Consider the following 26346-nt stretch of genomic DNA (forward strand, 5'->3'; position numbering starts at 1 on the left):
CTGCAAGACCTCCTATGTGAAGTTATCTATACCGAGCGCTTTGCCCAATTGGTCACAGTTACGTACTATTTTAATGGATTATGCAGACACGCATCACTTCTCTTCGCCACGCGCGCACCGCCATCCGTATCTTGGCTGCCTGTGTCGTCGCAGCAATGATGCTCCCCACCATCGGCGCCTGTACATCACCGCGCATCGCCGGGCGCGCCGAATCAGAACATCAAGTCAGCGAATGCGAAATCGCGTACCGTTCCGCCACCGCCGGCGACGAACGCGCCCGTACCGCCCCATTGCTCGAACGGTATCTTGCCGCGTCATCATCGGCGCAAGCATGGCAAACCGTAGCCGCCATCTGCCCGCAACGACTGTCCGAAGGCATCATCCGCAGCGCACAAGCCCAATGGAACGCGCAAAATATCGCCGCCTCACTATCTACAACCTACACAGCCAGCACCACTGACGGCAACGCACTACGACGGCAACGACTCGACGGTGTCACCTCACTGCCGCTTGACAACACCACCCTGCGTCATCTCGCCTTGGCCGAAGACCGAGCCGGATCAGCCATGCAACTGCTTGCCGCGAAAAACGCTCCAGGCGCCACACTCACGTTGAGCGACAATCATCATGCCGCCGGATCGCAGCTCATGACCTTAGCAGGCAACAACGGTGATTTGCGGCAGAAAGAGTATGACGTGTCGGCGCTGATCGCCAATCCGTCAACGGCAACCGATCACAACACCGGACTCACCGCAGCGAGCGCCGCCATCGTCGAAATGGACTGCACACTCGAAGAACTCGCCGCGCTCTCTGCAGCAGGCCAAGCTCCCACCACTGGTGATGCCGCAACACGCACACAGCAGATGCTCACAGTGATTCGACTGGTTACCGGACACTGCTACCAGGCGTTCGCCAACGGATATCCGAGCGGCGACTTCGCAGTATTCGCAAGCACCAGCAAACAGTAATGGTGCGGCTGCAGCGACGTCGGTGATGGTACGGCGCTATGATACCGGCCGGCTGACTGAACCGGTCGAACCGATCGAGCCGAATCAGACTGGTATGTCATCAGCGGAGGCCCTTGCGGGAGTTCTTCACCGATACGCCGTATGGCACGCAAACTCCCACATTGTAGCGGGAGCTCATCGGGCATATGCGGAAACGGCGGTGTTCTCCCATACACGGATTCAAGACCGATGTTCAACAGCCGCGGAATTCCAACGTTCCCGCCGGGAGATTATCTGCTATGACACGGAATCCCAACAAACTCCCGCGCGGCAAGTGGGAGAACACCATCCATCAGACGATGCTGCCATAATCTCCCATACCGCCCCAAATACCGCTGTATCCTGGTATTTACCCTGTTGAATACCCCGCGAAATACCCTGTTACAGGACCCAATGCATCTGTTGCTCACATCAGCCGGAACACTGCCAATTGCCTGGACTGCGTTCGCAAACCCCAATAATCACAACGGTTTTCGGCTTGATAACAAGAAACCCCGCGGGTGGGACCCACGGGGTACTGCGGATGAGGCGAGATTCGAACTCGCGGAGGGGTTCGCCCTCACACGCTTTCGAGGCGTGCTCCTTCGACCGCTCGGACACTCATCCAATCGCATCCCCTACGCTTCGCGCAGAGAACAAGCAACCTCATTATTATAGGACATTTTCGTCTCATGGCATGCCGCGTGTCGTAATCGCGGGTGCCGAGGGACTACTCTAGGGTCCGTTTCGCCCTGATCGCTGCGGCCCGCACGGCAAGCTGGTCGTCTTGCGGGTATTCGACGTGTTCGAGCGTCAACCCGCATGCGGCAATCGGTCCCGTAGACCCCTCACGGATCGGCTCGTCCATCTTATGGTTGAACCAGTCGAGGGTTTTCCTTCCCCGCCCCACTTGGACGCATGCGTTCACCAGCGAGCGCACCATATTGTGGGCGAAAGCATCCGCGACAATCGTGAAACAAACCAGTCCCGACTCGACGGTCGGCACCATCCACCCCGCATCATCACTCGTTGAAGGCGCCAACGCGCTCACGCCGATACGATCCCAGTGTGCGCGTTTGACTTCGCGAATCGTCGTCCCGCCCGGATTCGGCGTAGCAAAGGAACCGAAATCATGCAATCCGATAGTCATGGCGGCGGCCTGATTCATCAGATCACAGTCAAGCGTGTCAGACACAGCGAGGACAAATCCTCGCATACGTGGGTCGACAGGACGTCCGGCATCGCTGATCCGATACACGTACGTGCGATCAAGCGCTGAAAAACGGGCGTCGAAACCTTCCGGGGCGATACTCACCGATTGGATGGCGATATCGTCGGGCAGCACATGCATCAGACGGCGGTGCAAAGCCTGCACCCCGTTGACGTTCATATGGCCGATACAGGAATCGAGAATCTCCTGGGCGATATCAACATGGCATACTTGTCCGAGCGCGTGAACACCGGTATCCGTGCGGCCTGCGACCGTCACGCGCGGTGTGTCACCTGCAGGCAATCTCAGCAACATCGCCAGCGTGTCTTCCAGCACGCCTTGGACCGTGCGCAATCCGGGCTGTCGCGCCCAACCATGGAAGGCGCCACCATCATAGGACAGGTCGATTCTCAGTCTCATTGCCTCAAGTATACGACCGAGGATTGCCAGCAGCGCGCGTTCCTCTCGATTGTGCGTATCAACGCTACCGATTGTCGACATGGCCGACGCATTCGACAAGGCGTATGGCTGGCATGGACTGTGCCTCGGTCAGTAGTCGAACGCAACGGGTGCCTTCTGCGTATCGCGGTATGCGCAGGAGGCGCCATCCACCCCGTAATCGCCCATACCGACGGCGTGCCCACCTGTTGACGTGTTTGGCCGTGTATGCAGCGTGACAATCCTCGGATTGGCGACGAGGCCGCACTTCCCTGTGCGGTCCACGGCGTGTGACCATCCGCTCACATCGTGGGTGGTGTACAAGCCTGAACCAGCTCGCACGGCAGGCTTGATGCCCGTTGTGTGAGGATTGGCTCACACAAAACACGGGTACCGGTCGCTGCACGCGCCATCAGCGGCAACATGGGAAATCCAATCCCCAGCGGCACGCACCATGATGTGCACCACCGAATGCCGCGCGACGCGCGCGCTCGGACAATACGAAACGGGGCCGAACCCATGTGGATTCGACCCCGTTCAGTTAGTTTGTCAGCCTGCAGACGTCACACGCCATGCAGACTACACGACTCACTTGGCTTCGTCAGCAGCCTTCTTGGCCTCGTCGGCAACATCGGCTTCCTCAGCCTGCTCGGCGGCCTCGGCATCGGCCGCATCTGCGGTCTTGTCGAGATCGACGGCAGCGGCATCGGCAGCAGCCATGTCGTTACCAGCCTCGTTCGCGGCGACGGCCTGGTCGACGGCATCCTTGGCGGCACCATCGGCGATAGCAGCGTCAGCGGCAGCGGCGACAGCTTCGCCGTCTTCCTTCGCTGCGGTCTTCGCGGCGGCTTCGGCTTCCTTCACGACGGCCTTCTTGGCGACCGGCTCGGTGACGAGCTCGATAATGGCCTGAGGAGCGGAATCGCCACGACGCGGAGCGATCTTGACGATACGGGTGTAGCCGCCCTCACGCTGTTCCATCTGCTCAGCGATCTCGGTGAAGAGCTTGTGCACGATGGACTTGTCGCGGATGACGCGCATCACGCGACGGCGGGAGTGCAGATCACCACGCTTGGCGAAGGTGATCAGACGCTCAGCCAGCGGGCGCAGACGCTTGGCCTTCGGCAGGGTGGTCTTGATGCTGCCGTTGCGGAACAGGCTGGTCGCCATGTTCGCGAGCATCAGGCGCTCATGTGCCGGGCTTGACGCCAGACGCGGGCCTTTCTTCGGTGTTGGCATGTTTACTCCTTATTGTCCCCGGCCAGGTGGGCAAATGCCCGAGCATCCAGCCAAGGGCGGTTGGTCGAAGTGGGGGTTCACTCGTCTTCCGGCGAGAAGAACGTACCGCCTTCGAGGTTATTGGTATCAAAGCCACCGAGCGGGGACGGCTTCAGCGACAGGCCGAGGCCTTCCAGCTTCTCCTTGACCTCGTCAATGGACTTCATACCGAAATTGCGGATGTCGAGCAGATCCTGCTCAGTGTGGGACACCAGCTCGCCGATGGTGTGGATGCCCTCACGCTTCAAGCAGTTGTAGCTGCGCTGCGTAAGGTTGAGATCCTCGATCGGGATGGACATCTCCGGGTTGGTTTCCTCGGCAACCGGTGCCGGGCCAACCTCGACGCCCTCAGCCTGAGTATTGAGTTCACGGCACAAGCCGAAAAGCTCAACCAGCGTCGAGCCAGCTGACGCCACCGCGTCACGGGGACTGATGGCGGGCTTGGTCTCCACGTCCAGAATAAGCTTGTCGAAGTCGGTGCGCTGTTCAACGCGCGTTGCCTCGACCTTGTAGCTCACCTTGAGGACCGGGGAGTAGATAGAGTCAACCGGGATACGGCCGATTTCATCATTCTCCTGCTTGTTCATCTGAGCGGGCACATAGCCACGGCCGCGTTCGACAGTGAACTCGATCTCGAGTTCGCCATCGTCTTCGAGAGTGGCGATGTGCAGATCCGGATTAGCGATGGTGACGCCGGCCGGCGGCGTGATGTCTCCCGCCGTCGCCTCGCCCTTACCGCTTTTGCGCAGATACATGACCACGGGCTCGTCATATTCGCTGGTCAGCACGATGCCCTTGATGTTGAGCAGGATCTCGGTGACATCTTCGACGACGCCAGGCAGAGTGGTGAACTCATGCAGCGCGCCGGAAATGCGGACCGAAGTCACCGCGGCACCCGGGATAGAGCTGAGCAGCGTACGGCGCAGGGAGTTGCCGAGCGTATAGCCGAAGCCTGGCTCGAGCGGCTCGATGACGAAGCGCGAGCGCTGTGGATTGAGAGATTCCTCGGTAAGTGTCGGACGCTGTGCGATAAGCACTGTGGTTATCCTTTCAGCTTCTGATCGGTGGTGCACTCACCGGCCATAAGCGGGTTGGATGGGTGGATTGTAAAAGTGCTCAGACGCGACGACGCTTCGGAGGACGAACGCCGTTATGCGCTTGTGGGGTGACGTCGGTGATGGAACCGACCTCGAGTCCGGCGGACTGCAGGGAGCGGATAGCGGTTTCACGGCCGGAACCCGGGCCCTTGACGAACACGTCGACCTTCTTGACGCCGTGCTCCATCGCCTTGCGGGCGGCGGACTCGGCAGCCATACCAGCGGCGTACGGCGTGGACTTACGGGAGCCCTTGAAGCCGACATCGCCACCGGAAGCCCAGGACACAACAGCCCCGGACGGATCGGTGATCGAAATAATGGTGTTATTGAAAGTGGACTTGATGTGCGCCTGCCCGACCGGCACCGACTTGCGGTCCCGGCGACGCGGCTTGCGCGCGGCTTGCTTGTTAGCTGCCATTGACCCTCGTTTCCTAGTAACGAACTTGAATGCCCGGACGATGAGTTAGTCCGACTCGTGGCCCGGGTCCCGCCACCTTACTTGGTGGCCTTCTTCTTTCCGGCGACCGTACGCTTCGGGCCCTTGCGGGTGCGGGCGTTGGTCTTGGTGCGCTGACCGCGCACAGGAAGTCCCCTACGGTGACGCTGGCCTTGGTAGCAGTTGATCTGGATCTTACGACGGATGTCCGCATCGATTTCACGACGCAGATCGCCTTCGATCTTGTAGTTGGCTTCAAGATAGTCGCGCAGCATAATCAGCTGCTCATCCGTAAGATCCTTGACGCGGGTATCCGGATTGATTCCGGTCGCGGCAAGCGTTTCCTTCGCACGAGTGCGGCCTACACCAAAGATGTAGGTGAGCGCGATCTCGATGCGCTTCTCATTTGGGATGTCGACTCCGGCAAGACGTGCCATTGCGATTCCTTCACTTCGCGCAGGTCTTACACCGAATCGTCCGGTTGTCCCGGCCCGGGCCTGCGTCCCCGGGGTTCAGCTTGCGCTGTGATTCAGTGCCTGTTGATTGTGCCGCTGGAAATCTGCTTTCAGCCCTGACGCTGCTTGTGGCGCGGGTTCGTGCAGATCACCATGACGCGGCCGTGACGACGGATCACGCGGCAGTTTTCGCAGATCCTCTTCACACTAGGGCTGACCTTCATGGTTTTCCTTTGCTTGTACCTTACTTGTAACGGTACGTAATACGTCCGCGGTTGAGATCGTAGGGGCTCATCTCCAGCACGACACGGTCCTGCGGAAGAATACGAATGTAGTTCTTACGCATCTTTCCCGAAATCGTCGCCAGCACGATGTGCTTGTTCTCAAGTTCCACGCGAAACATCGCGTTCGGCAGTGCTTCCACCACCTTGCCTTCGACTTCAATCACACCGTCTTTAGCCATGAGCCTCGTTCCATTCCTCAGACGAATTACTATGGGTGTCCGAAGACACACCAAATTGCAATAATACAGGAACAGCGGATATTCCGACACTCGGCGTGTTGGAATATCCGCTGATGATGCTGATGGTGAGAACGTTTGGTCTCAGCCAAGCTTGGCGATGATCTCCTTATTGATGGTTTCAATCTCGCCGACACCGTTGACGCTGACCAGTTTGCCGCGGCTGCGATAGATATCGAGCAGCGGGGCGGTTTCCTTCGCATAGGTTTCCAGCCGCTTGGCGATGGCTTCAGGCGTATCGTCGGAACGGCCCTCTTCGGCGGCGCGCTTCTTCATACGCTCCAGAAGGATATCCTGCGCGGCATCGAGTGCCACCGCGTAGTCGAGTGGGGTGCCGAGCTCTTCGAGCATCTTGTCGAGCGCTTCGACCTGAGCGGCATTGCGGGGATAGCCGTCAAGAATCCAACCGTTCTTGGTATCGTCCTTCGCGAGGCGGTCTTTGACGATCGAGTTGGTCAGCTCATCGGGCACCAGTTCACCCTTGTCGATATAGGCTTGTGCCTGCTTGCCGAGCTCGGTCTGGTTCTTCAGGTTGTAGCGGAAAATATCCCCGGTGGAAATCGCGGGAATGTCATAGTGCTTGCTCAGCAGCGCGGCCTGGGTTCCCTTGCCAACGCCCTGCGGTCCCATGATCAGCAGACGCATAGTGTTCCTTTCTTCGATGGCCGCCTTGCGGCAAGCCGATGATGGTGATGGTGATAGGTCGGATGATACGCGTCGGGTGGCGGCCAATCCGTATTGGCTGCCACCCGAAAACGTCACTTGCCTTCGACGTGCGCAGTGTTTTCGAACAGGAAGCCAGTGTACTGGAACTGTTCGGTCTGCGCCTTCGCCTGGCGGAGAGTGTCGAGGCCGACACCAGCGATGATCAGAATCGTGGTGCCGCCAAAGGGCAGACGGTTATTGAGCTGCATGGCCATGATGAGGACGGTAGGAATCAGGGCGACAAACAGCAGGTAAATCGCACCGACTGTGTTCAGCCTGTTCATCACATAGGACAGGTACCGGCTGGTTGCGCTGCCGGCACGCACGCCCGGAATGAAACCGCCGTAGTCTTTCATGTTATCCGCGACCTCATCCGGGTCGAAGGTGATAGACGTGTAGAAGAAGGTGAAGAACACGATCTGGATGGCGTACAGCACGATGTACCACACGGTTGTGGTGCTGCCCAGATTGGTGTTAATCCACTTGACCCAGCTTTGGTTGCTGTTGCCGAACTGCGCGATCAGCGTCGGGATGGACAAGATGGAGGATGCGAAGATGGGCGGGATGACACCGCTCATGTTGATCTTCAACGGCAGGTAGGTGGAGGAACCGCCGTACATCTTGCGGCCGATCATTCGACGCGTGTACTGGACGGGGATCCGACGCTGAGCCAGCTCCACATACACGACGAAGATCATGATGACGAGCAGGACGCCGACTACAATGCCGAACTTCGTCCAGTTGCCGTCTTTGCCGTTGGTGCCCCAGCCGATCTCCCACAGCTGCGGCAGGAAGCCGGAGCAAATGGACATGAAGATCAGGATAGACATGCCCTGACCGATGCCCTTATCGGTGATGAGCTCGGCCATCCACATGATGAAGCCGGTGCCGCCGGTCATGATCAGCACCATGACCACGAGATTCCACACGGAATCGTTCGGGATAACCTGCGAGCACTGGTAGTTGAACAGCGCGCCGGAGCGGGCGGTCACCAAAATGGTGGTGGACTGCAGCACAGCCAGGCCGATGGTGAGGTAACGAGTGTACTGGGTCAGTTTCGCTTCGCCGGACTGGCCTTCCTTATGCAACGCTTCGAAGCGGGGAATGACCACGCGCAGCAGCTGGATGACGATGGAAGCCGTGATGTACGGCATAACGCCCAGTGCGAAGATAGACAACTGCAGCATGGCGCCACCCGAGAAGAGGTTGACCAGGCCGATGAAGTTCTCCGAAACCGTGCTCATCTTGCCGACGCACTGCTGAACGACCTTGACGTCCACACCCGGCGTTGGGATGAACGAACCGATACGGTAGATGATGATCATACCAAGCACGAAGAGGATTTTGTTCCTCAACTCCTTGGTCTTGAAGGCCTGGATTAACGTCCTCACCTGGGGTTCCTTCCCTTGTGTCATGCGCGAGGAAACCACGCAACCATGCAAATTACACACTCTAAGAGTAACAGTGTAGCTTATGCCGTCTACCTGACGCGCTCCCATGCGCGACGCCGTATCCGGCCGATAGGCGACACTGCGAAAAAATATGTGACCCTCCCCCTGCTTGAGGGAGAGGGTCACAAGATATTCAGGTTGTCCTCACCGAGCTCACTCGGAGATGGAACCGCCTGCGGCCTCGATCTTGGCCTTGGCGGAGGCAGAAGCCTTCACGCCCTTGATGGTGAACGCCAGCTGGGTGTCGCCATCGCCAAGGATCTTGACCGGGTAGCCGCTACGGACGGCACCCTTCTTGACCAGATCTTCCACGCTGATCTCGCCGCCCTTGGGGAACAGCTCGTTGAGCGCAGCGATGTTGACGACCTGGTATTCCTGCTTGAACGGGCTCTTGAAGCCGCGCAGCTTCGGCAGGCGCATGTACAGCGGGAGCTGTCCGCCTTCGAAGCCAGGACGCACCTGATAGCGCTTCTTCGTACCCTTGGCACCACGACCAGCGGTCTTGCCCTTGGAACCTTCACCGCGGCCGACGCGGATACGGTTCTTCTTGGCGCCCGGAGCCGGGTGCAGATCATGCATTTGCAGGATCTGTGGTTCTTCGTTTGCCATAATCAGTCAGCCTCCTCGACGGTGACCAGGTGGCGCACAGCGTTGACCAAGCCAAGGTTGGCGGGAGTGTCCTCACGCACAACGCTCTGGCCGATCTTATGCAGGCCGAGGGTCTGCACGGTGGCACGCTGGCGGGGGGTGGTGTTCACCACACCGTGGATCAGGGTGATCTTGAGGTTAGCCATCACTCACCATCCTTGTTATCAGCGGCGGCCTTCGCCTGGGCTTCTTCACGAGCCTTGCGGGCTTCGGCGATGCCTTCGGCGCGAGCACGGAGCAGTGCGTCCGGGGCGACCTCTTCCAAGGTCAGGCCACGACGGGCGGCGATCTCTTCCGGCTCTTCGAGCTGCTTGAGGGCAGCGACGGTAGCACGGACCACGTTCACCGCGGTTGCGGAGCCCATGGACTTGGTGAGGATGTCGGAAATGCCAGCGCACTCCATGACGGCGCGGACAGCGCCACCGGCAATAACACCGGTACCAGGGGCGGCGGGGCGAAGCAGCACGGTGCCGGCAGCATCATGGCCGATCACCGGGTGGGTGATGGTGCCCTTGACGCGCGGAACAGTGAACATGTGCTTCTTGGCATCCAGCTGGCCCTTGGCGATAGCGGCCGGGACTTCGCGGGACTTGCCATAGCCGACACCGACGGTGCCGTTGCCGTCGCCGACAACCACGAGAGCGGCGAAGCTGAACGTACGACCGCCCTTGTGGGTCTTGGAGACACGGTTGATGGTGACCACGCGATCGAGGAGCTCGTCGCCGTGATTCTCTTCACGACGGTTGCGACGCTCGCCGCGACGGCCTTCACCACGCTGGCCACGACGGGACTTGCGCTCGTCGTTGTTCTCTGCAGCAGCCTGAGTGTTCTGAGTTTCTTCAGCCACTTGGGTTTCCTTCTCGTTATCGCTCACAGTGCCAGACCTCCCTCGCGGGCGCCTTCAGCGACAGCTGCGACGCGACCATGGTACTTGTAACCACCGCGGTCGAAGACGACCTGAGTGATACCGGCGTCCTTGGCGCGCTGGGCGACAAGCTCACCGACCTTCTTGGCCGCTTCGGTCTTGGTGCCCTTGAACCCATCGAAATCGTGGGTGATGGTGGAAGCGCTCACCAGGGTGATGCCCTTGGTGTCGTCCACGATCTGGGCAACCATGTGGCGGTTGGAACGGGTGACCACCAGGCGCGGACGCTCCGGGGTACCGGAAATGCGCTTGCGCAGGCGGGCGTGACGACGAAGACGGGAGACCTTCTTGCCCTTGCCGAAAATCTTGACGCTCATATCACTTACCAGCCTTTCCAGCCTTGCGCAGGATGTGCTCGTCGCTGTACTTGATGCCCTTGCCCTTGTAGGGTTCCGGTGCACGAAGCTTGCGGATGTTCGCGGCAGCCTGGCCAACGGCCTGCTTGTCGGTGCCCTTGACGATCACCTGGTTGGCGTTCGGCAGTTCGAACTCGATGCCTTCCGGCGGGTCGACGGTGATGGTGTGCGAGTAGCCGAGGGAGAACTCGATGCTCTTGCCCTTGAGCTGCGCACGGTAACCGGTGCCGACGATGTCGAGGGTCTTGGTGTAGCCCTCGTGCACGCCCTTGACCATCGAAGCGATGATGGCGCGAGCCAGACCGTGCTTTGCACGGGTCGGACGCAGGTCATCAGCCGGGACCAGCACGATCTCATTGCCTTCGACTTTGCCGGTGATGCCTTCAGGAATGACGAAGGAGTCAGAGCCCTTCGGGCCCTTCGCAGAGAAGTTCTGACCTTCGATCTTCACTTCCACGCCAGCCGGAATGGTGACGGGGAGCTTACCAATATGTGATGCCATGTTTCAGCTCTCCTTTCTCACCAAACGTAAGCGACGATTTCGCCGCCGATGCCCCGGTCGAGGCATTCCTTCTGGGTCAGCAATCCCGAGCTCGTCGAGATGATGGCGACACCGAGGCCACCGAGCGGCATCGGCAGGGAGTCGGACTTCGCGTAGCGACGCATGCCCGGCTTCGAAATACGCTTGATGCCCTGGATGGAACGCTCGCCGTGAGGTCCATACTTCAGCGTGATTTCGAGGGTCTGGCCGACCTTGGCTTCCTTCGCCGTGAAATCGGCGATGTAGCCTTCGCGCTTGAGGATCTCAGCGATGTTCGCCTTGAACTTGGAGTACGGCATATCCACGGTCTCGTGCTTTGCCGCGCTCGCATTACGCAGACGCGTAAGCATGTCTGCGATCGGATCTGTCATTGTCATGTGGGCTAACGCCCTTTCTCGCCGTGGTTTCCGCCGCCCTCCCGGGTGCCTGTAAGCACCCGGTCGGGCCGCGGACCTTCAGCGTCGATGTTTACCAACTGGACTTCGTAACTCCGGGCAGCTCGCCACGGTGAGCCTTCTCACGAAGGCAGATGCGGCACAGGCCGAACTTGCGGTACACGGAGTGGGGACGACCACAAACCTGGCAACGCGTGTAGGCGCGCACCTTGAACTTCGGCTTGGCGGCCGCCTTGTTCTTCAGAGCGGTTTTTGCCATTTCAGTTCTCCTTGAAGGGGAAACCGAGGTGCTTGAGCAGCACGCGGGCTTCCTTGTCGTCCTTGGTGCTTGTCACCACGGTGATATCCATGCCACGGACGTGGTCGATGGAATCCGGATCGATCTCATGGAACATGGACTGCTCGGTGAGACCGAAGTTGTAGTTGCCCTGGCCGTCGAACTGGTCGCCGTTGATGCCGCGGAAATCGCGGATGCGCGGCAGCGCAGTCGTCAGAAGGCGGTCGAGGAACTCCCACATGCGGTCGCCACGCAGCGTGACATACGCGCCGATGGCCTGGCCTTCACGCAGATGGAACTGCGCGACGGACTTCTTCGCATGAGTGATCTTCGGCTTCTGGCCGGTGATGGCCGTCAGGTCCTTCACAGCGCCTTCGATGAGCTTGGAGTCGCGAGCCGCGGCGCCAACGCCCATGGAGACGACGACCTTCTGCAGACGAGCAACCTGCATCGGGTTGGAATATGCGAATTCCTTCTCGAGCTCGGGCACAATCTGGTCGAGGTACTTCTGCTTCAAGCGCGGAGTTGCCGGCGCTTCGACAGTGGTATCGGTCATGCCAGCTCCTTTCCGGACTTCTTGGCGACACGCACGCGCACGGTCTTCACCTTGCCGTCACGGGCCTCCTGCTTTACGATCACACCAACGCGGGTCGGCTGCTTGGTCTCCGGGTCGATCACCATCACGTTAGAGCGATGAATCGGCGCCTCGGTGGCCACGATGCCTGCCTGCTGGCCCTGCTGGGTGGCGCGGACGTGCTTCTTGACAATCTGCACGCCTTCGACGATCAGACGATCGTTAGGCAGTACACGCACGACCTTACCTTCCTTGCCGCGGTCCTTGCCACGGATGACCTTGACCTGGTCGCCGGTCTTGATCTTGGCTACCACTCAGATCACCTCCGGAGCGAGGGACACGATCTTCATGAAGTGCTTGTCTCGCAGTTCACGACCGACCGGTCCGAAGATACGAGTGCCCTTGGGCTCACGGCCGGAGCCGAGGAGCACAGCGGCGTTCTCGTCGAACTTGATGTAGGAGCCGTCAGCGCGACGGTGCTCCTTGACGGTGCGGACGACAACGGCCTTGACCACGTCGCCCTTCTTGACCGACCCGCCAGGAATGGCGTCCTTGACGGTGGCGACGATGATGTCGCCGATGCCGGCATAGCGTCGCTTCGATCCGCCGAGCACTCGGATGGCCAAGATTTCCTTGGCACCCGTGTTGTCGGCGACATGAAGCCGCGTTTCCTGCTGAATCATTGATTCTCCTTAGCCGAGCTGGTTCTCCCCGAGCACCCTTGCGGGTGATCGCGGAGCCTTGCCGAACTTGTTACTTGGCGCGCTCGATAATGCTATCGAGACGCCAACGCTTGGTCTTGCTCAGAGGCCGAGTCTCCATAATACTCACGAGGTCGCCAACATGGGCTTCGTTGTGTTCATCATGGGCCTTGACCTTACGGGTGGAGCGCACGACCTTGCCGTACAGGGGGTGGGTCGAACGCTGCTCGAGCTCGACGGTAATCGTCTTGTCCATGGCTTCGGACACGACATAACCGCGACGAACCTTGCGGAAGTTGCGCTCTTGCTTTTCAGCCATGCTTACTTCTCCTCAGCTTTCGTATCCGCAGCTTCGGGCTCCTTGGTGATGCCCAGCTCGCGTTCACGCAGGACAGTGTACATCCTGGCAATGTCACGCTTGACAGCCTTGAGGCGTGCGGTGTTTTCGAGCTGACCGGTTGCGTGCTGGAAGCGCAGGTTGAACAGCTCTTCCTTGGACTTCTTGAGGAAGCCCTCAATCTCCGCATTGGTCTTCTCGTTGAGATTCTTGATGGAATAGTCTGCAGTTCCGACTGGCATCAGATGTCACCGCCTTCACGCGCGATAATACGGCACTTCATGGGGAGTTTGTCGATGGCGCGGCGCAGAGCCTCGTGAGCGACGTCCTCCGAAACACCACCGATCTCGAACATGACGCGACCGGGATGGATATCGGCGATCCAGAACTCAGGAGCGCCCTTACCGGAACCCATTCGGGCGCCAAGCGGGTGCTTGGTCAGCGGACGATCCGGGAAGATGGTGATCCACACGCGGCCACCACGCTTGATGTAGCGGGTCATGGCGATACGCGCGGCTTCAATTTGACGGTTCGTCACATAGGCCGGAGCCAGTGCCTGGATACCGTAATCGCCGAAAGCGATCTCGTTGCCGCCCTTGGACATGCCATGGCGATCAGGACGATGCTGCTTGCGATATTTAACTCTCTTTGGGATAAGCATTCCAGCTCACTCCTTCGTTTCCGTTGCGGCAGGAGCCTCAGCTTCAGCTGCAGCCGGGGCCGCCTGAGCGGCTTCGGTAGCGGGCTTGGACTGGGCGGCGGAGCGCTGGCCACCACGACGGCCGCGGCGATCGCCACGACGGCCAGGACGGCTGTTGTTCTGCTGAGCCTGCTGCTCTTCGAACTGAGTCTCGGTCATATCGCCCTTGTAGATCCACACCTTCACGCCGATACGGCCGTAGGTGGTACGAGCTTCGAAGAAGCCGTAATCGATGAGGGCACGGAGAGTCTGCAGCGGAACGCGACCCTCACGATAGAACTCGGAACGGCTCATTTCCGCACCGCCAAGGCGGCCGGAGAGCTTGATGCGGATACCCTTGGCGCCGGCACGCATCGCGTCCTGCTCTGCCTTACGCATGGCACGACGGAAGGTGACGCGGTTGGTCAGCTGCTCGGCGATGCTCTGAGCGACGAGCTGGGCGTCCAGGGCGGCATTCTTCACTTCGAAGATGTTGAGCTGGACCTGCTTGCCGGTGAGCTTCTCAAGCTTGGCACGAACGCGCTCGGCTTCAGCGCCGCGACGGCCGATCACGATGCCCGGGCGAGCGGTGTGGATATCCACACGCACACGGTCACGGGTACGCTCGATAACGATGCGGGACACGCCTGCACGCTCGAGGTCCTTGCTCAGCGTCTTGCGGATCTTGTCGTCCTCAAGCACGAAGTCGCGGTAACGCTCGCCAACCTTGTTGGAATCGGAGAACCACTTTGAACGATGGTTCTCAGTGATGCCCAGGCGATAGCCAAAGGGATTGATCTTCTGACCCATCTTTAGCGGGCTCCTTCCTTGCTAGCGACAACGACCGTGATGTGGCTGGTGCGCTTGTTGATACGAGCGGCACGGCCCTGGGCACGAGCGCGGAAACGCTTGAGCGTCACGCCTTCGTCCACATAGGTCTCCTTGATGAACAGGTCGTTCTCGCGGAACGGCTCGCCGGCCTTATCGGCCTTCACGCGGGCGTTGGCGATAGCGCTCTCCAGAGTCTTACGCACCGGAAGTGCGGCAGACTGAGGAGCGAACTTGAGAATGGTGATGGCGTCGGTCGCACGCTTGCCTCGGATGAGGTCGACCATGCGGCGAGCCTTGCGCGGCGTCACGCGGACGTGACGAGCGATTGCTTTAGCTTCCATGTGTCTTGTCTCCTCTTTAGCGGCGTGCCTTCTTGTCGTCCTTCACATGACCCTTGAAGGTCTTGGTCGGGGCGAACTCGCCGAGCTTGTGGCCAACCATTGCCTCGGTAACGAACACCGGCACATGCTTGCGACCGTCATGGACGGCGAAGGTGTGACCGATGAAGTCCGGGGTGATCATCGAACGGCGCGACCACGTCTTGATGACGTTGTGCGTGCCCTTCTCGTTCTGCTCGTCGACTTTCTTCTGCAAGTGGGCGTCGACGAATGGGCCCTTCTTGATGCTACGAGTCATCTACTCGACACTCCCTTACTTGCGGTTCTTGCCATTCGGACGACGACGAACAATCATCTTGTTCGAAGCCTTCTTCGGACGGCGAGTACGAACTTCGCCCTTGCCCCACGGAGACACTGGCGGCTTACCGCCGCGAGTACGACCGCCGTGCGGGTGGTCGACCGGGTTCATGGATTCACCACGGGTAATCGGGCGCTTGCCCATCCAACGAGCACGACCGGCCTTACCGAGCTGGATGTTGGCGTGATCGGCATTGCCGACCTCACCGACGGTCGCACGGCAGCGGGCGTCGACGTTGCGGATTTCGCCAGACGGCATACGCAGCTGGGCGTAAGCGCCGTCCTTGGCGACGAGCTGGACAGCGGCGCCAGCGGAACGCGCGATCTTGGCACCGCCCAGCGGGCGAAGCTCGATGGCGTGCACGATGGTACCGGTCGGGATGTTGCGCAGCGGCAGGTTGTTGCCGGGCTTGATATCGGCCTGTTCGCCGGTCTCAATGATGTCGCCCTGCTTGACACCTTCCGGAGCGATGATGTAACGCTTCTCACCGTCGGCATAGTGCAGCAGTGCGATACGGGCGGAACGGTTCGGGTCATACTCGATGTGAGCGACCTTTGCCGGCACGCCATCCTTGTCCCAACGCTTGAAGTCGATGAGACGGTACTGACGCTTGTGGCCGCCGCCGCGGTGACGGGAGGTCATGCGGCCATAAGAGTTACGACCGCCGGTCTTGGTGAGCTTGCGAACCAGCGACTTTTCAGGCGTGTTGCGCGTGAGATCGGAGAAGTCCGACACGGACGCGTTGCGACGGCCTGCAGTCGTCGGCTTATAAACGCGGATAGCCATAATGTAGTTCTTCCTTTGACTTTCTCGGCTAGCCTTCAGTTACCGAAGATGTCGATCGTCTGGCCCTCGGCCACGGTCACGATCGCGCGCTTCTGATTGACGCGCTGACCGAAACCGGTGCGGGTGCGCTTACGCTTGCCCGCGCGGTTGAGGGTGTTGACATTCGTCACCTTGACATTGAAGATCTCTTCGATGGCCTGCTTGATCTGCACCTTGTTCGCGCTCGGCGCCACAACGAAGGTGTAGCGGCCGCGATCGGACTCGGCGTAGCTCTTCTCAGAGACAACAGGCTTGAGGATGATGTCGTGTGCTGGCTTGTGAATTGCGACCATGTGGATCAGGCCTCCTTCGTGGCCGACTTCGTCTTCGCTGCAACGAAGGCGTCGAAGCCTTCCTTCGAGAAGACGACATACTGAGCGGTGACCACATCGTACGTGTTGAGCTGATCTGCGAAGATCGGGTGCACGGTCGGGATGTTACGCACCGACAGCCACTCATTGATGTTGTCGCGAGAGAACACCACGGTGGTGAACTGGTTGGAGCTCACGGCGTTCAGTGCGGTAACAGCGGTCTTCGTGGACGGGGTCTCGATACCACCGAAATCGATGACACCGATGTGACCGGCGTTGGCACGATCGGAGAGGATGTAACGCAGAGCTGCGGCCTTCATCTTCTTCGGGGTGCGCTGGCTGTAGTCACGCGGAACCGGTCCGTGGACGACGCCGCCGTGATACCACTGCGGAGCGCGGATGGAGCCCTGGCGAGCACGGCCGGTGCCCTTCTGCTTCCACGGCTTCTTGCCGCCGCCGGAGACCTTCGCGCGGTTCTTCACCGCATGGGTGCCCTGACGGGCCGCGGCGAGCTGCGCGATGACCACCTGGTGGATCAGCGGGATGTGGGCATGGACGTCTTCAGCGGAAATGCCGAAGATCTCAGCCGGCGCCTCAACGGTGCCAGCGGCCTGTCCCTTGACGTCAGTGACGTTCAGAGTAACGTTTGCCATGGTTTCAGGCTCCCTTCACTGCCGAACGGACGAGAACGATACCGCCCTTAGGCCCCGGAATGGCGCCCTTGATGGCGAGGATGCCGTTCTCGACATCCGAGGAGACGACGGTAAGGCTCAGCACGGTGTTGGTCTCATGACCCATACGACCGGCCATGCGCTTGCCCTTGAGAATACGGCTCGGAGTTGCGCATGCACCGACTGAACCGGGGCGACGCTCGTTCTTGTGAGAGCCGTGGGTACGGCGATAGGACTTGAAGCCCCAACGCTTGATGGTGCCAGCGAAGCCCTTGCCCTTGGTGGTGCCGGTGACGTCCACCAGCGTGCCTTCGGAGAAGACCTCAGCGGTCAGTTCCTGACCGGGCTTGTACTCCTCGGCGTTGTCCGTGCGCACCTCTGCGAGGTGGCGGCGCGGGGTGACACCAGCCTTGGCGAAATGACCAGCGAGCGGCTTGGTCACCTTCGTCGGATCGATCTGGCCGTAACCGAGCTGGACAGCCTTGTAGCCGTCGGTTTCCTCGGTCTTGACTGCGGTGACCACGTTCGTGGACACGTCGACCAAGGTGACGGGAACGAAGAAGCCGTTCTCATCCCAGACCTGCGACATGCCGAGCTTGCGGCCGAGCAGCGCAGTGCGATTCTTATTCTGTGACATAGCGGTTCCCTCCTCCCTTACAGCTTGATCTCGATGTTGACATCCGCAGGCAGATCAATATGCATCAGGGAGTCCACGGCCTTCGGGGTCGGGTCCACGATGTCGATGAGACGCTTATGAGTACGCATCTCGAAATGCTCGCGAGAATCCTTGTACTTGTGAGGAGAACGAATAACACAGAACACGTTCTTCTCGGTCGGCAGAGGAACCGGGCCCACCACAGTGGCACCCGCGTTCGTCACCGTCTCGACGATTTTCTTCGCCGATTGGTCGATGACCTCATGGTCATAGGACTTAAGCCTGATGCGGATTTTCTGTCCCGCCATTGCCGTCCGCCCTTTCTAGCGATTCGTTTACTGTTTACCAACCTGTCGCAGGGCACCGGCGAGCCCGACCCAAGGCATACCACCCCGGTCGTAACCACATCAGTGCGCAGCCAGACAACGACCCACTCGGAGCCGTCGACGCCGCGCTCGCTTTTTTGATTCCAATTTGCGAGCCCAAAACAGGCAACTTGATTATTTAACCACGTGCCATGTATAAGATTTCCGCGGCGTGTCGCGCTGTCGGAAGGTTGTCCTCGAGCGTGTGCGCTGCATCAATCCAATCCACGGCATGAAGCCTTGTCGAGTATAGGGCAAAGCAGAGTCGAACGCGAACCGGCGCGGCGAAAACCGAACCGCCGACGTGCCGCCACACGGACTACACTGGGAATCACGGTTAGGAAGCCGCCAGACGATGACGCTGGAGAATCGAGGCATATATGGCACACGTACGCTATGAACCCGCGCTCGGAGCAACCCCACAACTTGATTTCGGCAATCCACGCTCGGCGAATTGGTCGGAATTCGAAGGCGATCTTGACAACTGCGGGTACGACGCCAACGCCGTACGCATCATCAGAGATACCCGTCTCGCGTTCGCACGCAGCGACATGCCTCGTTCAGCATACTGGACCACGCCTGACGACGTCGACAGCATCACCGACATCCCCTATCTTGACGACGGGGTACGCGGCCACCTGCTTGACTTGTATCTGCCTCACGATGCCGTGATCCGGGCAGGCACGGGATATCCGGTCTATATCGATATTCATGGCGGCGCGTTCGTGTACGGGTATAAAGAGCTCAACCGCAATTTCAATATGACGCTCGCCCGACACGGTTTCGCGGTGTTCTCCTTGAACTATCGGCCCGCACCGCAAGCGGATTTCATCGGACAGCTGCACGACATCGCCGCGGCGCTCGCTTGGATCGGCGAACATGGCCGGGCATATCCCATTGATCTCGATCACGTGTTTCTCACCGGGGATTCCGCAGGCGGCGCCCTTGCCTTCTACCAGACGGCGATCCAAAGCGATTCGGCGATGGCGAACGCCTATGGCGTAACGCCGTCAGGATTGCATATCACCGGTCTCGCCACTGTTTCCGGCCTGTTCGACCTGTCACCGTACACGCCTGACGATCAGGGTGAAACCCGCGCCATATCAGCGGCTCCCGGCAACGTGGTAGCCGCGATCGGACCACAGTTCTTCAAACGGCTTGCCCATATCGACCCATCGTATCGGTTCAGCGATGCCATTGTGCGCAATACGACCGTTCCGCCGATGTATCTGGTCACCAGCAGCGACGATTTCATCGAATCGGAAAGCCTCGCGTTGGCCACGTGCCTGTCGCGGCGGCATGTCGATTTCGAGCTGCACGACACGAAAACCCACCCCGGTGCACCGTTGGGCCACGTGTACAGCGTGTGCATGTCGTGGATTCCGGAAAGCGAAACGGTGTTCAAGCAGATTCACGCGTTCTCGTATCGGCTGCTGAACTGACTGCGAACCATACGGCTATCTGCCCGACGCCGGATTATTGGCGTAGGCGAGGAACTCCTGCCACCCACGGCAGGTCAGACATCTGATGCCAGTGACCAGGTCATCGCAAATCCGTTCGTCGTTGGAGCCGTCAGAATATGCGCTGACTTCCATCAGCCCGGATATGAGCGAGACAATCTGGACCGCGGTCGTATGCGGGTCAAGGCCGGCATGCATCTGGTGGGCATCTTGCAACTGTTTGCACAGCTGCGTCCACCAATCAACAGCTTCCCTGCCGCGGCGAAGCAGATACCCGTGCGCCGGATTATCCGGCTGGCTCGCAAGACCGCGCAAATACACTTCAAGCAGCAGCCTGTTGCGATTGCCCAGTACGGCGCGGAACATATCACGCGCCCATATGATGGGATCAGCCGGCAAGCCATGCTTGTCCAGCTCATCCGCAGCGATGGCCTGCGTCGCGGATTCCATCGCCCCGACCAGCAGATGATCTCTGGTCGGGAAATGATACAGCACGCTGGATTGCGGAATGCCCGTGGCTTTCGATACCTGTCCGATGGTCACCGCGTCATACCCCGATGCGTCGACGATGTCGAGCACCGCCGCCGAAATCGCCTCTTTTCTCGCGAGACTGGGGGCGTAATTGCCGCGTTTTGCACGATGAGAGGATTGGGGCCGGGACTGTTGAGACGTCATACCGAGGTATCGTAACATGCCGATATCGACGCTGCTGCTCGCCACACCGCTGCACATCCCACTATTCAGCACAGGAAATCGATGGTGGCGCAACATACAATGTGCCGCCACACCTTACGATGTGGCGGCACAAATCAGGCACGGTCAAAGTGCGCAGTTCCGACCCCACCCGCAAGCGGGGTCGGGAAGCGTCACTTCACGCGCTCGGAAGCCTCCTCCGTGGCGGCGACGCCGAGACGCTCGACGCGCAGCTTGTGGCCTTCGGCCTGGGAGACACCGTAGTACGCGGCGATGGCGATGTCCTCCATGTCCTCGATCAGCGGGATACGCGGGTTCGCCGGCGTGCACTGGTCTTCATAGGCGCGCATACCGATGCGATCGATCAGCGACCAGTAAGTGTCCTCGTCAACGCCGCAGGCCTTGAAGCTGGCGTCCATACCGAGCTTGTTGTCGCGGTAATCCTCGATGGCGCGGGCGAGGTTCTCCACGCCCTCTTCCGGGGTCTTGCCCGGATCGACGCCGATGAGGCGGGCGATCTCCTGATAGCGCTGCGGGGCCACGTACTTGTTGTACTTCGGCCAGCTGGTCGGTTCGGACGGAACCTGGCCGTTGTAGCGGATGACATACGGCAGCAGGATGGCGTTCGTGTGGCCGTGGACCACGTGGCACAACGCGCCGATGGTGTGCGCCATGCTGTGGCACATGCCGAGGAAGCCGGAGCCGAAGGCCATGCCGGCCATGGTAGCGGCGTTGTGCATATGCTCCTGCGCGGCGGTCTTCTCCAGGCCGGCTTCACCGTTGACGGACTCGGACAGATTGTCCCAGATGATCTTGATGGCATGCAGCGCCATCGCGTCGGTGAAATCGTTGGAGTATACGGACACGTATGCCTCTATGGCGTGGGTCAGTGCGTCCATGCCGGAATCGCAGGCCAGACGACGCGGCTGGGTGCGGGCGAGCACCGGGTCGACGATGGCCACTGACGGGGTCAGCGCGTAATCGGTGATCGGGTACTTGTAGCCGGTCTTGTGGTCGGTGATGACGGCGTACGGGGTGACTTCCGAACCGGTGCCGGAAGAGGTCGGGATGCACACGAGCTTGGCCTTCTCGCCGAGCGGCGGGATCTTGAACGCACGCTTGCGGATATCGAAGAACTTCTCGCGCACATCAGAGAAAGCGATTTCCGGGTGCTCGTACATGAGCCACATGACCTTCGCGGCGTCCATTGCGGAGCCGCCGCCGACGGCGATGATGGTGTCAGGCTTGAACTCGTCACGCATCATGGAAGCGCCACGCTCGACGGTCTCGACCGACGGTTCCGGCTCGACGTAATCGATGATGCGGAAGGTGACACGGTTCTGGCGGGCGCGCAGCTGGTCGATGATCTTGTCGACCACGCCGAGCTGCTCCATGACCTTGTCGCATACGATGACCGCGCGGTTGAGGTTGTACATATCGCGCAGATACCGGATGGCGTTCGGCTCGAAATAGGTCTTCGGCGGCACCTTGAACCACTGCATGTTGTTGTTCCTCCGTGCGATGCGCTTGATGTTGATGAGGTTGACGGCCTGGACGTTGCCGGAAACCGAGTTGCCGCCGTAGGAGCCGCAGCCCAGTGTCAGGGACGGGGCGATGGAATTGTAGATATCGCCGATGCCGCCGAGGGAGCTCGGGGAGTTCCAGATGATGCGGCAGGCATGCATGCGCAGGCCGAATTCACGGGCCAGATCCTGGTTGTTGGTATGGATGGCGGCGGTGTGGCCGGCGCCATGCTTGAGCATCTGCTCGCACATCTCGAAGGCCTGCTCTTTGTTGTCGGCCTTGAGTACGGCCTGCACCGGGCAGAGCTTTTCGAGGGTGAGCGGCTCCATCTCGCCGACTTCCTTGCATTCGGCGGCGAGGATGGTCACGTCGGCGGGGACTTCGAAGCCCGCCTCATGCGCGATGTACTGCGGGGACTTGCCCGGCACGATGGAGTTAAGCTTCGGGGAGCCGCCCGAGTAGGCGGTGCAGCCGAACATGTACTGTTCGAGCTTGGCCTTCTCGTCGGCGTTCACGAAGTAGGCCTTGCGACGCTTGAGCTCCTTGACCAGCGGATCGTAGATGTCCTTGTGGGCGATGATGGCCTGCTCGGTGGCGCAGATCATGCCGTAATCGAAATGCTTGGAAAGGATGAGGTCGTTGGCTGCACGCTCGATATCGACATCCGTGTCGACGTATGCCGGGGCATTGCCCGGGCCCACGCCGAGGGCCGGCTTGCCGGAGGTGTATGCGGCCTTGACCATGCCGGGGCCGCCAGTGGCGAGAATCGTGGCGACGCCATCGTGGCGCATGAGCGCACCAGTCGCTTCGATGGACGGATGCTCGATCCACTGAATACAGTTCTCAGGGGCGCCTGCGGCAATGGCGGCATCGCGCACGATCTTGGCGGCTGCAACCGAGCACTTCTGGGCGAACGGGTGGAAACCGAACACAATCGGGCAACGGGTCTTGAGCGCGATCAGGGACTTGAAAATCGCGGTTGAGGTCGGGTTGGTGACCGGGGTTACACCGGCGACCACGCCGACCGGCTCGGCGATTTCGTCAATGCCGAGAACGTCGTCAGAACGGATGATACCGACGGTCTTCTGCCCCGCCAGGTAATGGGTCACATGCTCGCAGGCGAAAATGTTCTTGGTCGCCTTGTCTTCGACAAGACCACGGCCGGTCTCGTCCACAGCCATCTTTGCCAGCTGCAGATGCTTGTTCAGCGCGGCGACCGATGCCTTCGCGACGATATGATCGACCTGCTCCTGATCGAGCTTCTCGAACTCCTTCAGGGCGACCTGGGCCTTCTTGACCAGCTCATCGACCTCGGCCTGAGCCGCGATCAGCTTCTCTTCGGGGCTTGGCTTGGTTGCCTCTGTTTTCTTTGCTTCTGCCAATTGGTCCTCCTCGAGCCTGTTATGCAAAAGGGGTCGCCGCCGGTCGGCGGCTTGTCACTGTGTATTTGTGACCTGCATCACAATGTAGCGGATATCCGGTACGTTGTCCCGCTTGCGTGGTGTTGAGCGTTTCATGAGAATCGCCGAGCATCTTGTGTGTGCATTTGAACGCTTATTGTTTCATTCTGTGAGTTTTTCTCGAGAATTAGGCACATACAGTACCATGTGACCATCTACAGATAATGTTCACGCAAACAACGTCAGCAAACCGTACAATGGCACCATGAAGAATCCGCCACTACACCGTTACGCCACCCGGCCAGGTCTCTACTTCACCGACGATGGAGGGGCGGACGCCGTCGTACGATCCGAAACAGCCGATCACATCTGGCTATGCGTCTACGAACCCATCGACCGGCCGTCAGCGTTCTACAACGAAGCCGTCCGCCTGTTCAAAGGCTCACCGGTCCCATGGACCCAAGAAGTACGACTGTTCCCCGTCTGCTCACGTATCATCGAATCCCTGTACGTGCGCGAAACCCTATTCGCCATGAGCGGGCCAAACTACGGGCTGTGGTACGTGCACCTGCCCAAAGCCTGGGACGGCATGCGATACGCCTACCGGGTGGACGGCCCATGGAACCCCACGCACGACGTGCGATTCAACCCATACAAAATCCTGCTCGACCCTTACGGCAAGGGCATCGACGGCAATATGAAACTCGACCCCGCCGCATTCTCCTACGCGTGCGACATCGATAACGGCATCGTCCACGGCCAGCCGGACGGCGAAATGAGCACGTTGGACTCACTCGGCAGCATGCCGGTATCCGTCGCCATCGACGATCGGGACACCAACAAACATGAAGGCGAGCCGTCGCACCCCCACGTGCCATGGAGCAAAACCGTCATCTACGAGCTCCACGTCAAAGGCTTCACCGCGAACGCCCCATGGCTGCCTCAGGAACTACGAGGCACCTACGCAGGACTCGCCCACCCCGCCACCCTGTCCTACCTGCAAACCCTCGGCGTCACCTCCATCGAGCTGCTGCCCATCCAAGCAAAACAAGACGAGTTGTTCCTCCAACAACGCGGACGACACAACTATTGGGGATATTCGACACTCGGATACTTCTCCCCCGAACCGTCCTACGCCACCGAAGCCGCACAACGCTCCGGCCCCCGAGCAGTCCGCCAGGAAGTCATCGATATGGTCCGCGCCCTTCACGAAGCCGGATTCGAAGTCATCATGGACGTGGTCTACAACCACACATGCGAAGGCGGAATCGACGGCCCGACGGTATGCTGGCGCGGACTGGACGAACTGTCCTACTACCGGCATCAGCACAACAATCCTGGACGGCTCGAAGACACCACCGGCTGCGGCAACACCCTCGACTTCACCAACACCCACGTCATCACCTTCGCCATCGACAGCCTGCGATACTGGGCCAAACGAATCGGCGTCGACGGATTCCGCTTCGACCTGGCGGCATCGCTCGCCCGCCTCGACGGTGATTTCACCAAACACCACCCGTTCCTGTACGCCCTGCGCAGCGACATGCTGCTCGGCAACCTCAAACTCATCATGGAACCCTGGGACGTGGGATATCAAGGCTGGCGCACCGGACAATTCGGCATGCCGTTCGGCGAATGGAACGATGCGTTCCGCAACGCCGTCCGCCAATTCTGGCTGACCGACCCGGTCGAACGGCCCGGTAACGGGGAAACCGGCATGCAGGAAATGGCGACCCGCCTGTGCGGCTCAGCAGACCTGTTCGCCACCGAACCAGGCCGAGGAGCACCATCATCCATCAACTTCATCTCCTGCCATGACGGCTTCACCACGGCAGACCTGACCACATACGCCCGCAAGCACAACGAAGACAACGGCGAAGGCAACAACGACGGGTCAAACGTCAACTATTCGGTCAACTTCGGGCACGAAGGGCCGAGCGACGATCCAATCATCCGACGCAACCGGGAACGCGCCATACTCAACATGCTCGGCACGTTGCTCCTATCGCTCGGCACGCCCATGCTGCAAGCGGGCGACGAATTCGGCAACAGCCAGGGCGGCAACAACAACGCGTACTGCCAAGACAACGACACCACATGGTTGCAGTGGGATTGGATAGACACCCAAGCGGAGAACCGGCAAATCCACCTGTTCGAATCCGTGTCACAGCTCATCTCCATCCGCAAGTCGCTTACCTTGTTCCACACAGAAGACTTCTACAGCCGCCTCAGCCAAATCGGCCTGTTCAAACAGTCCAGCCGCGTGCAATGGTTCCTGCCGGACGGCACGACACCGGTGGAACACGATTGGTCCAACCGCCAATCACGCAGTTTCATCATGCGTTTGACATCGCAACAATCGGCGGATCTGTTGATTGTAGTCAACGGCGATCAGGGCGACACCCGCTTCCACCTGCCGCCTGACAGTCCATGGCAGATAGCCTGGAGCTCATCACAGGCCGAGGGAATCGAACCGGCGCCCGGTGACACCGTGCATATGGCCAGCCACGCCCCCGACGTGAACTGGATGGCCACAAAGCCAGCCCGCCATGCGCTCAGCGACGTCATCACCCAAGCGCAACGGGCGACATACATGTCCACCTCGGCCATGACTCCCTCATCCCAAACCGCTTCCCCCACAACAGATGACATCGCCGTCGCGGCGCAACACACCAAACCGGAACGCCAATCGGCGCCCGATGACGCGAAGACCGGTGGCACCATTGCCGCGAGCGAACACAACATGTGGACGGTTCCGGAATACAGCATCACGCTGATGCGCCAAGTCGGCACCACTGCCGAAGCCATGTAGCAGACGCGTCCTTCCATTCGGCTCCGTTGCCGTTTCACCCCGCTCGATCGGGGCGACAGAAGGACGCACGCCCGCCCCAAAACGGCACATGCCG

General features: G+C 60.0%; 35 protein-coding genes and 1 tRNA gene. 3 read left to right on the forward strand and 33 right to left on the reverse strand.

Features of this window, described 5'->3' with window-relative positions:
• Positions 1–80: 80 nt before the first annotated feature.
• Positions 81–968 carry a hypothetical protein gene (locus BBOU_RS07310; RefSeq protein WP_026502383.1) on the forward strand — a complete coding sequence of 296 codons (888 nt, stop codon included), beginning with the start codon at positions 81–83 and terminating at the stop codon, positions 966–968.
• A gap of 559 nt (positions 969–1527) precedes the next feature.
• Here the strand turns inward: BBOU_RS07310 and BBOU_RS07315 are convergent.
• From BBOU_RS07315 to rpsJ, 31 genes are all read right to left on the reverse strand, one after another.
• A tRNA-Ser gene (locus BBOU_RS07315) sits at positions 1528–1613 on the reverse strand.
• 103 nt (positions 1614–1716) lie between these two features.
• Positions 1717–2616 carry a tRNA pseudouridine(38-40) synthase TruA gene (gene truA / locus BBOU_RS07320; RefSeq protein WP_026502384.1) on the reverse strand — a complete coding sequence of 300 codons (900 nt, stop codon included), beginning with the start codon at positions 2614–2616 and terminating at the stop codon, positions 1717–1719.
• Between the two features lie 606 nt (positions 2617–3222).
• Positions 3223–3873 (reverse strand): 50S ribosomal protein L17, encoded by a 651-nt coding sequence (rplQ, locus tag BBOU_RS07325; protein ID WP_026502385.1) that lies wholly within the window; start codon positions 3871–3873, stop codon positions 3223–3225.
• Positions 3874–3950: 77 nt separating this feature from the next.
• The gene (locus BBOU_RS07330; protein WP_026502386.1) at positions 3951–4949 is read right to left on the reverse strand and encodes a DNA-directed RNA polymerase subunit alpha; all 999 of its coding nucleotides are present in this window, start codon (positions 4947–4949) and stop codon (positions 3951–3953) included.
• Between the two features lie 79 nt (positions 4950–5028).
• The gene (gene rpsK / locus BBOU_RS07335; RefSeq protein ID WP_015450949.1) at positions 5029–5427 is read right to left on the reverse strand and encodes a 30S ribosomal protein S11; all 399 of its coding nucleotides are present in this window, start codon (positions 5425–5427) and stop codon (positions 5029–5031) included.
• 77 nt (positions 5428–5504) lie between these two features.
• On the reverse strand, positions 5505–5882 hold the full coding sequence (rpsM, locus tag BBOU_RS07340; RefSeq protein ID WP_026502387.1) for a 30S ribosomal protein S13: 378 nt from the start codon (positions 5880–5882) through the stop codon (positions 5505–5507).
• Positions 5883–6010: 128 nt separating this feature from the next.
• Positions 6011–6124, reverse strand: coding sequence for a 50S ribosomal protein L36 (gene rpmJ, locus BBOU_RS07345; RefSeq protein WP_003814578.1), 114 nt, complete (start codon positions 6122–6124; stop codon positions 6011–6013).
• A 20-nt stretch (positions 6125–6144) separates the two neighbouring features.
• Positions 6145–6363 carry a translation initiation factor IF-1 gene (gene infA, locus BBOU_RS07350; RefSeq protein ID WP_015450951.1) on the reverse strand — a complete coding sequence of 73 codons (219 nt, stop codon included), beginning with the start codon at positions 6361–6363 and terminating at the stop codon, positions 6145–6147.
• 141 nt (positions 6364–6504) lie between these two features.
• Positions 6505–7065, reverse strand: coding sequence for an adenylate kinase (locus BBOU_RS07355; RefSeq protein ID WP_026502388.1), 561 nt, complete (start codon positions 7063–7065; stop codon positions 6505–6507).
• A 113-nt stretch (positions 7066–7178) separates the two neighbouring features.
• A complete protein-coding gene (gene secY / locus BBOU_RS07360) occupies positions 7179–8516 on the reverse strand; it encodes a preprotein translocase subunit SecY (protein ID WP_026502389.1) in 1338 nt (445 codons plus the stop codon).
• A 213-nt stretch (positions 8517–8729) separates the two neighbouring features.
• A complete protein-coding gene (rplO, locus tag BBOU_RS07365) occupies positions 8730–9185 on the reverse strand; it encodes a 50S ribosomal protein L15 (RefSeq protein WP_026502390.1) in 456 nt (151 codons plus the stop codon).
• A 2-nt stretch (positions 9186–9187) separates the two neighbouring features.
• Positions 9188–9370, reverse strand: coding sequence for a 50S ribosomal protein L30 (gene rpmD / locus BBOU_RS07370; RefSeq protein WP_026502391.1), 183 nt, complete (start codon positions 9368–9370; stop codon positions 9188–9190).
• Positions 9370–10098, reverse strand: coding sequence for a 30S ribosomal protein S5 (gene rpsE / locus BBOU_RS07375; RefSeq protein ID WP_035142339.1), 729 nt, complete (start codon positions 10096–10098; stop codon positions 9370–9372). Before rpsE ends, rpmD begins: the two co-directional genes overlap by 1 nt.
• On the reverse strand, positions 10095–10466 hold the full coding sequence (gene rplR / locus BBOU_RS07380; protein ID WP_026502393.1) for a 50S ribosomal protein L18: 372 nt from the start codon (positions 10464–10466) through the stop codon (positions 10095–10097). Before rplR ends, rpsE begins: the two co-directional genes overlap by 4 nt.
• A 1-nt stretch (position 10467) precedes the next feature.
• Positions 10468–11007 (reverse strand): 50S ribosomal protein L6, encoded by a 540-nt coding sequence (gene rplF, locus BBOU_RS07385; protein ID WP_026502394.1) that lies wholly within the window; start codon positions 11005–11007, stop codon positions 10468–10470.
• Between the two features lie 17 nt (positions 11008–11024).
• Positions 11025–11423, reverse strand: a complete 399-nt coding sequence (rpsH, locus tag BBOU_RS07390; RefSeq protein WP_026502395.1) for a 30S ribosomal protein S8 — start codon at positions 11421–11423, stop codon at positions 11025–11027.
• Positions 11424–11514: 91 nt separating this feature from the next.
• Positions 11515–11700, reverse strand: a complete 186-nt coding sequence (locus BBOU_RS07395) for a type Z 30S ribosomal protein S14 (protein WP_003808046.1) — start codon at positions 11698–11700, stop codon at positions 11515–11517.
• A 1-nt stretch (position 11701) separates the two neighbouring features.
• On the reverse strand, positions 11702–12274 hold the full coding sequence (gene rplE / locus BBOU_RS07400) for a 50S ribosomal protein L5 (protein ID WP_026502396.1): 573 nt from the start codon (positions 12272–12274) through the stop codon (positions 11702–11704).
• Entirely contained in the window at positions 12271–12606 is a 336-nt protein-coding gene (rplX, locus tag BBOU_RS07405; RefSeq protein ID WP_026502397.1) for a 50S ribosomal protein L24, read from the reverse strand. Before rplX ends, rplE begins: the two co-directional genes overlap by 4 nt.
• On the reverse strand, positions 12607–12975 hold the full coding sequence (gene rplN, locus BBOU_RS07410) for a 50S ribosomal protein L14 (protein WP_026502398.1): 369 nt from the start codon (positions 12973–12975) through the stop codon (positions 12607–12609).
• Positions 12976–13045: 70 nt separating this feature from the next.
• Complete coding sequence (rpsQ, locus tag BBOU_RS07415) at positions 13046–13312, reverse strand: 30S ribosomal protein S17 (protein WP_015450963.1); 267 nt, start codon at positions 13310–13312, stop codon at positions 13046–13048.
• A 2-nt stretch (positions 13313–13314) separates the two neighbouring features.
• Positions 13315–13572: a 50S ribosomal protein L29 gene (gene rpmC / locus BBOU_RS07420; RefSeq protein WP_026502399.1), complete on the reverse strand. Its 258-nt coding sequence runs from the start codon at positions 13570–13572 to the stop codon at positions 13315–13317.
• Positions 13572–13991 carry a 50S ribosomal protein L16 gene (gene rplP, locus BBOU_RS07425; RefSeq protein WP_015450965.1) on the reverse strand — a complete coding sequence of 140 codons (420 nt, stop codon included), beginning with the start codon at positions 13989–13991 and terminating at the stop codon, positions 13572–13574. Before rplP ends, rpmC begins: the two co-directional genes overlap by 1 nt.
• Positions 13992–13997: 6 nt before the next feature.
• Positions 13998–14819: a 30S ribosomal protein S3 gene (rpsC, locus tag BBOU_RS07430; RefSeq protein WP_026502400.1), complete on the reverse strand. Its 822-nt coding sequence runs from the start codon at positions 14817–14819 to the stop codon at positions 13998–14000.
• 2 nt (positions 14820–14821) lie between these two features.
• Positions 14822–15181, reverse strand: a complete 360-nt coding sequence (rplV, locus tag BBOU_RS07435) for a 50S ribosomal protein L22 (RefSeq protein WP_015450967.1) — start codon at positions 15179–15181, stop codon at positions 14822–14824.
• A gap of 16 nt (positions 15182–15197) precedes the next feature.
• Positions 15198–15476, reverse strand: coding sequence for a 30S ribosomal protein S19 (gene rpsS, locus BBOU_RS07440; protein ID WP_015450968.1), 279 nt, complete (start codon positions 15474–15476; stop codon positions 15198–15200).
• Between the two features lie 15 nt (positions 15477–15491).
• Positions 15492–16322, reverse strand: a complete 831-nt coding sequence (rplB, locus tag BBOU_RS07445) for a 50S ribosomal protein L2 (RefSeq protein ID WP_026502401.1) — start codon at positions 16320–16322, stop codon at positions 15492–15494.
• Between the two features lie 35 nt (positions 16323–16357).
• Complete coding sequence (gene rplW / locus BBOU_RS07450) at positions 16358–16654, reverse strand: 50S ribosomal protein L23 (RefSeq protein ID WP_026502402.1); 297 nt, start codon at positions 16652–16654, stop codon at positions 16358–16360.
• Positions 16655–16659: 5 nt separating this feature from the next.
• Entirely contained in the window at positions 16660–17325 is a 666-nt protein-coding gene (gene rplD, locus BBOU_RS07455; RefSeq protein ID WP_026502403.1) for a 50S ribosomal protein L4, read from the reverse strand.
• A gap of 4 nt (positions 17326–17329) precedes the next feature.
• Complete coding sequence (gene rplC, locus BBOU_RS07460) at positions 17330–17980, reverse strand: 50S ribosomal protein L3 (protein ID WP_026502404.1); 651 nt, start codon at positions 17978–17980, stop codon at positions 17330–17332.
• Between the two features lie 17 nt (positions 17981–17997).
• The gene (rpsJ, locus tag BBOU_RS07465) at positions 17998–18306 is read right to left on the reverse strand and encodes a 30S ribosomal protein S10 (protein ID WP_003827292.1); all 309 of its coding nucleotides are present in this window, start codon (positions 18304–18306) and stop codon (positions 17998–18000) included.
• A 437-nt stretch (positions 18307–18743) separates the two neighbouring features.
• On the opposite strand from rpsJ, the gene BBOU_RS07470 reads away from it, so the two are divergent.
• Positions 18744–19805: an alpha/beta hydrolase gene (locus BBOU_RS07470; RefSeq protein WP_081815442.1), complete on the forward strand. Its 1062-nt coding sequence runs from the start codon at positions 18744–18746 to the stop codon at positions 19803–19805.
• A 15-nt stretch (positions 19806–19820) separates the two neighbouring features.
• On the opposite strand, the gene BBOU_RS07475 is transcribed toward BBOU_RS07470, so the two are convergent.
• Together BBOU_RS07475 and adhE are read right to left on the reverse strand one after the other, a co-directional pair.
• Positions 19821–20498, reverse strand: a complete 678-nt coding sequence (locus tag BBOU_RS07475) for a TetR/AcrR family transcriptional regulator (protein ID WP_161788237.1) — start codon at positions 20496–20498, stop codon at positions 19821–19823.
• 191 nt (positions 20499–20689) lie between these two features.
• Positions 20690–23422, reverse strand: coding sequence for a bifunctional acetaldehyde-CoA/alcohol dehydrogenase (gene adhE / locus BBOU_RS07480; RefSeq protein WP_026502406.1), 2733 nt, complete (start codon positions 23420–23422; stop codon positions 20690–20692).
• A gap of 283 nt (positions 23423–23705) precedes the next feature.
• Here adhE and glgX point away from each other — a divergent pair, with 283 nt between their 5' ends.
• Complete coding sequence (gene glgX / locus BBOU_RS07485) at positions 23706–26252, forward strand: glycogen debranching protein GlgX (protein WP_026502407.1); 2547 nt, start codon at positions 23706–23708, stop codon at positions 26250–26252.
• Positions 26253–26346: the final 94 nt, after the last annotated feature.

Origin of the sequence: Bifidobacterium boum (assembly GCF_000741535.1) — a bacterium.
Taxonomy (GTDB): Bacteria; Actinomycetota; Actinomycetes; order Actinomycetales; family Bifidobacteriaceae; genus Bifidobacterium; species Bifidobacterium boum.